Source organism: Empedobacter sp. UBA5036 (assembly GCF_002415215.1).
GTDB classification, from domain to species: Bacteria; Bacteroidota; Bacteroidia; order Flavobacteriales; family Weeksellaceae; genus Empedobacter; species Empedobacter falsenii_B.
Genome location: NZ_DICC01000040.1, coordinates 13,211 through 26,294, shown reverse-complemented (window position 1 = coordinate 26,294; position 13,084 = coordinate 13,211). Strand labels below are relative to the sequence as shown.

The following is a 13,084-nucleotide window of genomic DNA, read 5'->3' as shown; positions in this document are numbered from 1 at the left end:
AAAAAAAATTATTTTGTCCCGTACAAACGATCTCCAGCATCACCTAAACCTGGAACGATATATCCATATTCATTCAATTTTTCATCCAAAGCAGCCAAGAAAATTGGAACTTCTGGATAAACATTTTGTACCGCTTCCACTCCTTCTGGACAACCTACTAAACAAGCCAAACGAACAGATTTCGCTCCTTTTTCTTTTAGAATTTCAATTGCTTTGATTGCAGAACCTCCTGTTGCTAACATTGGATCAACCAAAATTACATCCCGAGAATCTAAATCAGTTGGGAGTTTACACAAATATTCAACTGGTTGTAATGTATCATGATCGCGGTAAAGCCCAATATGACCAACTTTAGCGGTAGGAATTAATTGATGAATTCCTTTTACCATTCCCAATCCTGCACGTAAAATTGGAACGATAGTCATATCATTTCCTTTTAATTTGTAACCGATTGTTTTGGTAATTGGCGTTTCAACTTCTACTTCTTCAAGCTCGATGTTACGTGTAATTTCGTAACACATCAAACCTGAAATTTCGTCTACTAATTCACCAAATTCTTTCGTTGTTGTGTTTTTATCACGCATTTGCGTAATTTTTGCTTTTACCAACGGGTGAGAAATGACTGTTAAATTATCTTGTTTCATATATGTTTGTATAATGATGCAAAGTTACATTATTTGAAGTAACATTTAGCTGAACTTTTGCACCCATTTTTAGCGCAACATTGTGACCTGTATGCCCTGCAGGAAATCCGAAAGCTACTGGAATATTTATTTTTTTTGTAAAACTATGAATGACTTCATACGTTTTTGGATCGAATGGATGATTGTAGTTATCAGCATTTTCTTCTTCCGTATCCATGTGCGTAAAGTTTCCTAAAATAATTCCTTTTACATGAATAAGAATTCCGTTGCGTTTAAGATTCATCAACATTCGATCAACAGCATACCAATTCTCGAACCAATCTTCTAAAAATAAAATCTTATCCGAAGGATTTGTAATCGCAGATTCGCTCCCCAAAAGTGAATACACAATCGAAAGATTTCCGCCAATTAATTCTCCTTTTGCTTCGCCTAAATTATTATAAGTATGTGATTGAATTTCGTAATTAATTTCATGTCCAAACAATGCTTCATAAACACTTTGATAAGATGTTGGATGATATTCGGTATTTGCTAATTTCTTTGCTGTAACACCGTGTATTGTTTGAAAACCTAATCGATTAAAATGATTGTGAAAAACAGTGATATCAGAATAACCAATTATCCATTTTGGTGATTTTTTGAAATTTGTTAAATCTAATTCATCAATAATTTTCACAGAACCATAACCTCCTCTAGCACACCAAATCGCTTTAATTTCAAAATCATCCAACGCCCACTGAAAATCTTCTGTTCTCATTTCATCTGTGCCTGCATATCGATAACCAAAATCATATTCGGCATAAATATTTTTCCCTAAAATTGGAACTAATTTCCAAGATTTTATGAGCTCAATTGTTTCTTCTAATTCTCCTTTGAGCATTCGCTTTGCAGGAGCTACTATTGCTATTTTATCCCCTTCTTTTAAAAAATCAGGCTGAATCATTTTACAAATTTTCATCAAAGGTAAACACAAAAAAAAAGACGAACTATAAAAGTTCGCCTATTTATTATTTATAAAATTTATCTTAGAAATTATAAGTTACACTTGCATTCCAAGTTCTTCCATTCCCCCAGAAGTAACCGTAGTTGTCTTTACGAGAAATGTATTGATCATTGAATAAATTGTTGATATTTCCTCTAAATTTAAGTGATTGACTGTTTGTAATTTTAAATTTATAAGACATTCCTAAATCTACCGTTGCGTATGGATCGATAGGAACATTAACATAAGTTTTTCCAGCAATTGAAGCTTTAGCAGCATCAATTAAATCAACATTTTCAAAAACACGAGCAAAATAGTTAAAGTTTGTATCAAAAGACCAAGCACGAGTAATATTTACTCTAGTTCCCATACCAAACGTAAATTGTGCTGCATTACCAACATAAGCATCTAATGATTCTTTTCTGTTTTCATAACCAGGAACTAATGCTTGTGTATCTGTATCTTGAACTTGGAAATTATAAGCTCCAGTGTATTTCCAGTCACCATAAGATGTATAACCTGTTACAGTCCAAGCATGAGATATTTTTGCTTCAAAATCTGCCTCTAAACCTTTGTGAACTTCAGATAAGTTTGTTGCAATGAAACGAACGTTAGCATGGTTATCTCCATTAGCATCGACAAAATCTTGACCAGAATAAGTCATCGATCTATTATCCCATTCTGTATAATAAGCATTAAGATTTACTCTTAATGTACGAGATTTATAACGGTAACCAGCTTCAATACTTTGTAAAATTTCGTTGTTAACTGGTAAGTCTTCTACATAATTTACAGTATTACGAACAAAAATATTATTTAAATATGGTTGACGAGAATATTTCCCAACATTAGCAAAAATACTATTTTCACTATCTATATTGAAAGAAGCTCCAGCTTTTAAGTTATATCCAATTTTAGTACGCTCCCCTGAGTAAGCTTTACCATTTTTAAATTTGATTCCTTGTGCAGCTGCTGTTTCTGCAGTATAGTTCCAGTTATCATATTTCTCATACTCTTGCCAAGATAATGCTCCTTGGAAGAAAGCAGAAAATCTTTCGTTAGAATATTCAGCTTGTCCAAAAAATCCTTGATAATTAATACGCTCTGAATTATCAAAACCTATTCTTTCTGAATGTTTAGCTTTATTAAACAATGCATTCCAAGGACTTGCACTGAATGTTTTTGTAACTTCGTATCCTGCTGGTCTACTAACATTAACATTTCTTACATCAGTACGAGCTCTAGCGCCTAATAAATTATTTAATTGTTGATAATGCTCTCCTGTATAAAAACGAATATCTGTACCTACATTAAACGTTAAACCTTTCTTTGTATCAAACGTAAGATTAGATACCGCTCCATACCAGAAATGATTATTAACTGAAGAAGCTAATACTGTACCATTTCTATACCCATCAGAAATACCATTTTTTAACGTTGCGTTATTTGCATAAATATTTCCCCAATTAATCTCTCCATTATTTGTGTAACCACCTCCTGGAGTATAACCAATTCCGTTACCAGCATTACCTACACTTCCACCAGTACCTGTTGAAGCGTAAACTACTGTAGATAACGATAAGTTTTCATTAATCGTAAAATCCCAGTTTAAATTAGCAACTGGTTTATGATAATAATTTGTACGTGCAGACATTGCCTCTCCATTGTAAAAACCATAATTAGAATTACCTTTTCTTCCAGTAATATCATAACCTGGTTTTGTTACAACACCATTTTTATCACGTTCAGACACCATTGGTTTAGAGTAATTCTGATCGTGTTGTTGTGGTGCACCAAAAATCATTAAGTTGAATGTATGACGATCATTTGGTTTAAATCCAACAGAAACAAAGTAAGATTGTCCTTTACCTTCTGTACCACGAGCAAAACTTCTGTGAGCTGACCAATTATCAAAAACAAAAGAAGCTCCCCATTTGCCTTTCATACCTGTATTATATCCTACAGTTTGTTTTTGGTAAGAATCATTTCCTGCGAAATAACGTACAAATCCTCCTTCTTTTTTATCTGTTGCTTTTGTTACTATATTTACAGTTCCTCCAATAGAAGAAATTGCTAACTTAGATGATCCTAAACCTCTTTGTGCATCAATTACAGTTGCAATATCAGAAACTGATTGCCAGTTAGACCAATATACACTTCCGTTATCCATTCCGTTCATTGGTTGACCATTCAATAAGAAAGCAGTATTTGATTGATCAAAACCACGCATATACATTTTTGCATCTCCAAAACCTGAAGCTTGGTCTGCAATATAAATAGATGGCGAATTTTTTAATAATTCTGGAAATTCAACATTTCCTACACCTTTATCCAAAATTTGCTCCCTTGTAATAACTGTAGAAGCAACTGGTGTTTTACGATTTTCTGTAACGTCGATTACACCTTTACCAATGATTAATGTTTCACTTAAAGATACATTTTCGTCTTGTTCAACCTTTGTAGAATCTGTTGGTTCAACAACTTGTGCGAAAGATAATGATGCCGTTAAGGCAAAAGCTCCTACTAATAAAAGCTTTACTGAGTTTAACCTCATCTTATGAAATAGTTTAAATGTTTACCGCTGCAAAGTTGAGGTGTATATATGTTAAAACGACTACAAACGTTATGTTAATTAAGAATAATTATTACTAAAAAAAATAATTTTAAATAATTACAATATTTTTCTTAATATTTTATGAATATGAAAATATAATTAAAATAAAATTACTAAAAAATAAACATTTTAATTATTTATCAAAGACAGACTAAACAAACAATAACACTTAAAAAACATAATATGTATAATAATTCACTAATAAATGAATATTTATTCTTAAAATAAATTTATTTAGATTTAATATAAATAAAATTTTAAGTTTTTATTAATTAAATACAAATAATTCAGTCACAATACTTCATAAAAAAAGTGGACTTATTACTAAGTCCACTTTAATATGTTAAGAAATTTAATTCTTATTAAAAGTTATAAGTAACACCTGCATTCCAAGTTCTACCTACTGCATATCCGTATCCATTACTATCAATTCTACTCATATATTGATCGTTGAATAAGTTACGAACGTTTCCTCTAAATTTAATAGATTGTTTACCAAACTTAAATTCATATGCTAGACCTGTATTAACACGAGCAAAAGGAGCTACCTTTTGTTCTTGATAATTACCTTTAGCAGCATTAATAACACTTGGATCTACTTGCGCATATACACGTGCATTGTACATAAAATCTACATCCCAATATAAATTTCTTGTAAAGTTTACTTTAGTTCCCATACCAAAAGTTAATTGAGCAGCTTCACCTACGTGTACTCCTGTTAAATCAACATTTTTAGTTTCAATAATCTCGTCTGTATCAGAATACATTTTTTGATATGGTGTTGATCCATCATATTTCCAATCACCATAAGAAGCAAATCCATATAAACCGAATACCTGAGATACTTTCGCATCAAAATCAATTTCAACACCTTTATGTATTTGTGTTACATCACTGTAAGATGTGAAAATTGGTCTTTCTAAGCCTGCAACAGTTGCACTACTTGTAGTAGATAAGAAACGATTTGCCCATTTCGTATGATATGCATTAATGTTAACTCTTAAACTTTTTGTTTGATATTTGTAACCAACTTCGAAACCTGTAATTTCTTCGTTCTCTACTTTAGGATCACGTAAATTAACAGTATTATAATCAAAAATATTATCTAAAAATGGTTGACGTGAATAACGTCCTGCATTACCAAAAATAGTATTTTCCTCGTTAATATTAACAGATAAACCTCCTTTAATATTCCATCCAAGTTTATTCACTTTTTCAGAAGCTGTTTCAACTCCATTGTAATTCCAAGAATCAAATTTTTGATAGAATTGATTAGATACGGCACCTTGAACAAAAACTGTAAAAATATCATTAGAATATTCTACTTGTCCAAATCCTCCTTGATAGTTAATATCTTCAGAATAATCTCTACCTACTCTTTGTCCTTTCTTAGCTGACTTGAATAAAGCAGACCATGGATTTGTGCTAAATGTATCAGCATCTGTAACAGTTACAACTTGACCTAATTTTGCAGTTCCATCAACTTTAGTATAATCTTGCCAAGATTTCAACCCGAACATTTTGTTCATTTGTTGGAAATGGTTTCCATGATAAAAACGAATATCAGCTCCTAAGTTAAAGTTCCATCCTGTTTTTGTATCATAGTTTAAGTTTGTTACACCTCCATACCAAAAGTGATTATTAACCGATGTTCTTATTGCAGCTCCCCTGCCTGTAGTTTTGTTAGGATTAGCCGCTGTTGGTGTATTAAAAAAACCTCCAGCTCCATTTACAGAAGCATTAATAGATTCGAATTTATCAAAATCAACTAATCCCTCTTTTGTATTAGCAGAACTTGTAGCTACTCCAACTCCAGAAGTACCTCCTCCTGTACCTGTAGAAGCATAAAGAACTGTTGATAAATTCATATTCTCATTAATATTCCAATCCCAGTTTAAGTTAGCTACTGGCTTGTGGTAAAAGTTAGTTCTTAAATTTTCCCCCTTACCATTGAAGTACCCGTAAGTTGTATTATACTTGTTTCCATATCCAAACTTTTCTGCAGTTTCCCATTGCTTAACACTTTTAGTAGAATAGTTTTGACCATGTTCTTGTGGCGCTCCAAAAATCATAAAGTTAATGTTATGACGATCGTTTGGTTTATATCCAACAGAAACAAAGTATGCTTGTGAATTTGCATCTGTCCCTTGAGCCCATGATCTGTGCATAGTAGTTTGGTTAAATAAGAAAGATGCTCCCCATTTACCTTTCATTCCTGTGTTATATGAAACTGTAGCACTCATGTAACTATCGTTACCTGTGTTGAATCTTACAAAACCTCCTTGTCTTTTATCTGTAGCCTTAGTTACCATGTTTACAGTACCTCCTACAGAAGAAATAGCCAGTTTAGAAGATCCTAGACCACGTTGAATTTGAACTTGATTTGCAACTTCAGTCATTGCAGACCAATTAGACCAATACAAGTTACCATCTTCCATACCATTGATTGGCTGCCCATTCAATAAGTAAGCTGTGTTTTGGCTACTAAACCCACGTAAAAACATTTGAGAATCTCCAAAACCTCCCGCTTGTCCAGAAACATAAACAGAAGGTGTAGTTGTAAAAATCTCAGGAAAGTCTACGTTTCCAACAGCTTTATCTTCAATTGTAGCTTTTGTAATTGTAGATACAGCAACTGGCGTTTTACGATCCTCTACGATATCGATAACTCCTTTACCAATGATTAATGTTTCTCCTAAAGATACGTTTTCGTCCTGTTCAACCTTTGTAGAATCTGTTGGTTCAACAACTTGGGCGAAAGATAATGATGCCATTAAGGCAAAAGCTCCTACAAGTAAAAGCTTAGTTGAGTTTAACCTCATCTTATGAAATAGTTTAAAAGTTTACTTCCGCAAATTTCTATACTTTAAATGAGATTATTGTTAAATAATGGTAAAATTTTATAAAATCAATTAACATCTTAAATATTAATTATTATATTTTATTCAAAATAATCAATATATTATCAATATTGTAAATTAGCTCTTGTATTCGTATAAAGTTTTAAAGATTATTTAACATTTTATCAAAAATTAACATAACGAAAATGTTAATTTTTAACATTAATTATCAGCATTCGCTGATTTTTTTCAGAAAAAAGATAAAAACTCAAGAAAAAATTAATTATTTAGAATCAGTATTAATAAAATTAAATTCAATAACTTTTTTATTTATAAGCTAATACTAATAAATTTTCAAAACAAATTATTTAAATACAATACAACTAACGTTAAAACTTGTTGTATTGTATTCTTAATCATAAAAAAGAATTGAAATGTTAAAGAAATCAAGCCTTAACAGCTTTCAAACTTAAATCAAAGTTGGGAGCAGAATGAATAATCGCACCAGAAGAAATAAAATCAACACCAGTTTCGGCAATTGCGCGAACAGATTCTTTTGTAATTCCTCCCGAAGCTTCTGTTTTTACTCGCCCATTTATATATTGAACAGCTTCTTTCATCGTTTCAAGCTCAAAATTATCCAACATAATAAAATCAACATTTGCCTCCAAAGCTTCTTTTACCTCATCCATATTACGCGTTTCCACTTCAATTTTAAGATGTAAATGATGTTTTCCCAAATAATCTTTGGTTTGCGCAACTGCTTTAGTAATATTTCCACAGAAATCGACATGATTATCTTTTAACATCACCATATCGTATAATCCAAAACGATGATTTTCTGCGCCCCCAATTTTAACAGCCCATTTTTCTAACATACGAAAATTAGGTGTTGTTTTGCGTGTATCCAAAATTTTGGCATTTGTTCCGCTTACCAATTCCATCATTTGGTGTGCATAAGTCGCAATACCAGACATTCGTTGCATACAATTCAACGCTAATCGCTCGCAAGTTAAAATTGATTGTGAAGCCCCTTTTACTTTGAAAGCTATATCACCAAATTGAACTTTATCGCCATCATTTATATATTGTTCTATTTTTAAAGATGGATCAAACGTATCGAAAATAATTTTTGCTAATTCAATTCCAGCAATTATTCCGTTATCTTTTACTTTCAGTTCTGCTTCTTGAATTGCATCATACGGAACCGACGCTAAAGTTGAATGATCGCCATCGCCAACGTCTTCTAAAAAAGCTTGACGAATAAAAAGTTGTAATTTTTCTTGTGTGATATATGGAGGAAAATTCATTATCTATATGTTAAGGATGCAAATTTTGATTGATTAAATTCTTTCTTGGTTTTGTATTCATAATATTCAGCCCAAGTACCGTTTTCTTCACGCACAACTGTAATCAACACTTGTACTGAAGGATCATTTTCGAAGAAATTTTTGATTTGAAGTTTATATTCTTTGTCATCAATTTTTCCTTTTGTAATATCAATTGCTCCAGATTTGAACGCCGAATCAAAAGCAGTTGCATAAGGATCAATAGAAGCCATTTCGAAAAGATTAGAAAACTTTCCTAAATAATATTCCCGACTTCCGTTATTACCAAAAGTTGTTAAATTAAATTCTTTATCAATTCTTACTTCAATCGTTTCTTCATCAGTTTTTAAAGTAAACAATACACGATTTTCCGAAGGGAACTTCTCAAAATCATTATTTTTTTCTGCCGATTCGTAACGTAAAGGCATTGTATATTTCATTGCAACTGCTTTTCCATCAACTCCTTTTGCAGGAGTTATTTTTAGATTAGCTCGCTCCATTTTATTATTCAACAAAACTAAACTAGACAATGCTACACTATTAAAAATTGGATTCGAACCATCAGTCGAGACATCTCCAAAATTACCATCTTTATTAATTTTAAAACCTAATTTAGATTGAGCAGTTTCGATATGAAGATAATCAGCAATATTAGAAAAGAATGAAATTTGACTCTGTATATCTTCACTCAATTTTTGACTCAAACAACTCACCATCGTTTTATCTTGCGGATAATCTTCGCAACCAAAATATACAGGCGCGGTTACATTATCTTTCGTTAAAACCTTTGGCTTAGCAATTGTTTCAGCTTTTTGTTGAGAAAAAACAATACTTGAAGCAATACTAAAAAAGAAAAGAAATAAATTCTTCATTAATTAAAATCTTTGTTATAAAAAGTTCCTCGATTTTCTTTTTGATTGATACTTTGCTCAATGATTAAATGTGCGACATCAACCAAATTTCGAAGTTCTAAAATTTTAGGTGAAACAATCGTAAAATAATAAATTTCTTTGACCATTTTCTCGATTTCATTGATACGATTCTGCGCAATTTGTAAACGATTATCGCTTCGAACAATTCCGACTAATTCGCTCATCATCGCCTGTAATTGTTTGCGCAAATAAGAAATCAACACTAACTCTTCTTGCACTTTCATGCCTTCTTCGTTCCATTCTGGAAACTCAAAATTATAAATCGAAAATTGATTCTCATTTAATAAATCGACCGTTTTTAACGCTGCACGATGACCAAAAACCATCGCTTCTAACAACGAATTCGAAGCCAAACGATTTGCGCCATGTAAACCTGTATTAGAACATTCGCCAACTGCAAACAAATTCTCGATAGATGTTTTTCCTTCTAAATCGACGTCTATTCCACCGCACAAATAATGCGAAGCTGGAACAACCGGAACCAATTCGGTAAACATATCGTAACCTTCGGATTTACATTTTTCGTAAATATTTGGAAAATGCTCCAAGAATTTTTCTTTTTCTAAATGTCGACAATCAATATAAACATAATCATCTCCACGCAATTTCATTTCGTTGTCAATCGCACGTGCCACAATATCACGCGAAGCCAATTCTTCACGTTCATCATATTTATGCATAAACAATTCGCCATCTTTCGTACGCAATTTCGCACCAAAACCACGAACAGCTTCCGAAATCAGAAACAATTGTCCATCAAATTCGCTGTAAAAAGCCGTTGGATGAAACTGAATAAATTGCATTCCCGAAACGGTTGCTTTCGCACGTCGAGCCAAACCAATTCCGTCGCCAGTTGCAATAATTGGATTCGTCGTATTTTTATAAACATGACCAACTCCACCTGTTGCTAACAAAGTTACTTTAGCTAAATGTTGCTCAACTTTATCTGTATTCAAATCTAAAATATACGCACCAAAACATGTAGTTTTCTGTGCTATATCACGATTCAAATGATGTTCTGTAATCAAATCTACCACAAAATGATGCGTAAAAACCTGAATATTTGGATATTCTTTGATCGCTTCTAACATCGCACGCTCAATTTCCCAACCTGTCACATCTTTGTGATGAACAATTCGGTTTTCTGTGTGTCCACCTTCACGACCAAGGTCATAAATTCCTTCGTTGTTTTTATCGAAACGAACGCCCCAATCTATAATTTCATTAATACGTTCTGGCGCTTCTTTTACCACAACCTCAACCGCTTCCAACTTACACAAACCATCTCCAGCACGAAGTGTATCCTCGATATGTTTCTCGAAACTATCTTTCTCAAAATCGCTCACAACAGCGACTCCGCCTTGCGCATATTTCGTATTAGTTTCGTCTTTATTCGCTTTGGTTACAATGGTAATTTTTGCATCAGGATTTCGAATCGCAATTTTCAGCGCATACGAAAGTCCAGCAATTCCAGAACCAATGACTAAAACATCTTGAATAGCCATTATTTGATTTTTTCTGATAAATCTAACATTCTATTAATTGCAGCTAATGCTTTCACTCGCAATTCTTCTTCGATTTGTATTTCTGGCAATTCATATTTCATGCACAGATATAATTTTTCTAATGTTGATAATTTCATGTAAAAACATTCAGAACAATTACACGATTCATCTTGAACCAAAGCTGGAATTAATGTTTTATTCGGCGCAAGTTTTTGCATTTCGTGTAAAATTCCTTCTTCCGTTGCCACAATAAATTCTTGTGCATCATTTTCTACCACATAATCTAACAAACGAGAAGTTGAACCAATAAAATGTGCAAACTTCAATAGATCTTCTTGCGCTTCTGGATGCGCAATTAATTTTGCATTTGGATGATCAGCCATTTGTTGTGCAATTCTTTCCAAAGAAAACGCTTCGTGTACGATACAAGCGCCATCCCACAAAATCATTTTGCGATTACAAACTTGATTTAAGTATCGACCTAAATTACGATCTGGCGCAAAAATAATTTCTTGATCTTCTGGCAACGAATTAATAATCGCTTCCGCATTCGAAGAAGTGACAATAATATCTGATTCCGCTTTAACACCCGCATCACAATTGATGTAACTTACCACAATCGCATTTGGATGTTGCTCACGTAAACCACGTAAACCTTCTGCCGAACAAGAATCTGCTAAAGAACAACCCGCTTTTGTATCGGGTAAAACAACTTTTTTAGAAGGGTTCAAAATCTTTGCAGCTTCTGCCATAAAATGAACACCACAAAAAACAATCATATCAGCTTCAGTTTTTGCAGCAGCACGCGCCAATTGTAACGAATCACCTAAATAATCTGCTAAATCCTGAATTTCTCCTGACTGATAATAATGCGCCAAAATCATTGCATTTTTCTCTTTGCGTAATTTATTGATTTCCGCAATTAAATCAGTTCCTTTTGGAATTTCAACATCCAAATAACCTTTATAATCTAACTTTTCTATCGCTTGTTCTAATGTATTCATTTGTGAGTGATTTTATTTTATACCTAATTGCTTTTTCACTTCTTTTGACAACGCATCTTTGTGCACTGTAAAAGCAATTGATTTCATTCTGAAAAATGGTTTCGACATATAAATGTGTCCATTATTTCCTAAATCTGTTGTTCCCCAAGAATTTTTTACATCATAATATTGATTTCCCAATTGATCTTTCAAAATTCCTGTAATATGCATTAAATGGTCATCTTCTGTCGAATAATCTTCAAAAGCAGCTTGACGCTCATCAGCAGAAACCCATTTTTCAGGTAAAATCTGAACAAAATAATCTGATTCTAAACCTTCTGAAGGCCAAATTGCCATTCCATACTTTTTAGAAAATGTTTTTTCAGAAACATCTGTATCAAAAGCCGCTGTATATCCTTTATATAACGCTTCGTCCAAGACTTTCATGTATTCATCTAATGGTAAATTATAATATGAACCATTTGAAAAATTATCTGGTACTTGCAAAATAAATTGTGAATAATAAGGCGCTTGCTGAAAAGATGTCAAGGTTACATAATCATCAGGATTTATTTTCAAGGCTTTTGCAAATTCTTGTGGTGTATATTCTTTTCCTTCGAACTTGAATTTTGTTGGAGGAACACCTAATTTATCATTCAATTTTTGATCAAATTTTGATTTCCAATCTGCTGTTAAATATTTTTTAGGATTTTTTACAATCGAATCTAATCCAACTTTCAAATCTTTTACCAATATTTCGTGGTTATGCTTCACATCTGTTCCATTCGCAAAACCTGCATAAACTTCGTTTGGAACTAATCCATTTTTACGAACCGAATTTAAAACATCATGCGACAAACCTCCTTGACTAAACTGTGCTTTTCCTTGACGGTAAACATAATTGTATGCTTTTTCTGGATAAGTATATCGTACATTGTACATTTCCGACAAATCGACATCTTTTCCTGTCAATCGTTTTACTTCTGATTCTAAAAAAGAAGTTGTAGAAAATGACCAACAAGTTCCCGTTTTTCCTTGCGAAATAATTGGAAGCGCAGTGTTGTTAACTAATTCTGTAAATTTGAAAGGCGTTTCTTGTGCCGAAACCAACATACTTACAAAAGCAATGCTGGCAACTATATATTTTTTCATTTGTGTTTTGTATAGATTTCAAAAGTAAAGTTATTTTATGAAGTTTTATTATAAAATGTAGAACGAAAACTTCTTTTCTGAATTACATAAAAATTATATTTTTA

The 13,084-nt window shown here is 32.5% G+C and carries 9 protein-coding genes; all 9 read right to left on the bottom strand.

Features of this window, described 5'->3' with window-relative positions; translation table 11 throughout:
* Nucleotides 1–8: 8 nt before the first annotated feature.
* On the bottom strand, nt 9–644 hold the full coding sequence (gene upp, locus B4J88_RS07075; RefSeq protein WP_291067017.1) for a uracil phosphoribosyltransferase: 636 nt from the start codon (nt 642–644) through the stop codon (nt 9–11).
* Nucleotides 631–1,587 (bottom strand): S66 peptidase family protein, encoded by a 957-nt coding sequence (locus B4J88_RS07070; RefSeq protein ID WP_291067016.1) that lies wholly within the window; start codon nt 1,585–1,587, stop codon nt 631–633. The genes upp and B4J88_RS07070 overlap by 14 nt, the downstream gene beginning before the upstream one ends.
* 82 nt (nt 1,588–1,669) lie before the next feature.
* On the bottom strand, nt 1,670–4,180 hold the full coding sequence (locus B4J88_RS07065; RefSeq protein WP_291067014.1) for a TonB-dependent receptor: 2,511 nt from the start codon (nt 4,178–4,180) through the stop codon (nt 1,670–1,672).
* Nucleotides 4,181–4,602: 422 nt separating this feature from the next.
* On the bottom strand, nt 4,603–7,062 hold the full coding sequence (locus tag B4J88_RS07060; protein WP_286501096.1) for a TonB-dependent receptor: 2,460 nt from the start codon (nt 7,060–7,062) through the stop codon (nt 4,603–4,605).
* 464 nt (nt 7,063–7,526) lie between these two features.
* Complete coding sequence (gene nadC, locus B4J88_RS07055) at nt 7,527–8,390, bottom strand: carboxylating nicotinate-nucleotide diphosphorylase (protein WP_286501097.1); 864 nt, start codon at nt 8,388–8,390, stop codon at nt 7,527–7,529.
* A complete protein-coding gene (locus B4J88_RS07050; RefSeq protein WP_291067011.1) occupies nt 8,390–9,280 on the bottom strand; it encodes a hypothetical protein in 891 nt (296 codons plus the stop codon). Before B4J88_RS07050 ends, nadC begins: the two co-directional genes overlap by 1 nt.
* Nucleotides 9,280–10,845 (bottom strand): L-aspartate oxidase, encoded by a 1,566-nt coding sequence (gene nadB / locus B4J88_RS07045; RefSeq protein ID WP_291067009.1) that lies wholly within the window; start codon nt 10,843–10,845, stop codon nt 9,280–9,282. Before nadB ends, B4J88_RS07050 begins: the two co-directional genes overlap by 1 nt.
* The gene (gene nadA, locus B4J88_RS07040; protein ID WP_291047825.1) at nt 10,845–11,849 is read right to left on the bottom strand and encodes a quinolinate synthase NadA; all 1,005 of its coding nucleotides are present in this window, start codon (nt 11,847–11,849) and stop codon (nt 10,845–10,847) included. Before nadA ends, nadB begins: the two co-directional genes overlap by 1 nt.
* A gap of 12 nt (nt 11,850–11,861) precedes the next feature.
* Nucleotides 11,862–12,980 (bottom strand): C1 family peptidase, encoded by a 1,119-nt coding sequence (locus B4J88_RS07035; RefSeq protein ID WP_291047827.1) that lies wholly within the window; start codon nt 12,978–12,980, stop codon nt 11,862–11,864.
* Nucleotides 12,981–13,084 lie beyond the last annotated feature (104 nt).

Excerpts from the sequence above, each read along its gene's own strand:
- upp (WP_291067017.1), bottom strand. The coding sequence starts at position 644 with ATGAAACAAGATAATTTAACAGTCATTTCTCACCCGTTGGTAAAAGCA.
- B4J88_RS07070 (WP_291067016.1), bottom strand. The coding sequence starts at position 1,587 with ATGATTCAGCCTGATTTTTTAAAAGAAGGGGATAAAATAGCAATAGTA.
- B4J88_RS07065 (WP_291067014.1), bottom strand. The coding sequence starts at position 4,180 with ATGAGGTTAAACTCAGTAAAGCTTTTATTAGTAGGAGCTTTTGCCTTA.
- B4J88_RS07060 (WP_286501096.1), bottom strand. The coding sequence starts at position 7,062 with ATGAGGTTAAACTCAACTAAGCTTTTACTTGTAGGAGCTTTTGCCTTA.
- nadC (WP_286501097.1), bottom strand. The coding sequence starts at position 8,390 with ATGAATTTTCCTCCATATATCACACAAGAAAAATTACAACTTTTTATT.
- B4J88_RS07050 (WP_291067011.1), bottom strand. The coding sequence starts at position 9,280 with ATGAAGAATTTATTTCTTTTCTTTTTTAGTATTGCTTCAAGTATTGTT.
- nadB (WP_291067009.1), bottom strand. The coding sequence starts at position 10,845 with ATGGCTATTCAAGATGTTTTAGTCATTGGTTCTGGAATTGCTGGACTT.
- nadA (WP_291047825.1), bottom strand. The coding sequence starts at position 11,849 with ATGAATACATTAGAACAAGCGATAGAAAAGTTAGATTATAAAGGTTAT.
- B4J88_RS07035 (WP_291047827.1), bottom strand. The coding sequence starts at position 12,980 with ATGAAAAAATATATAGTTGCCAGCATTGCTTTTGTAAGTATGTTGGTT.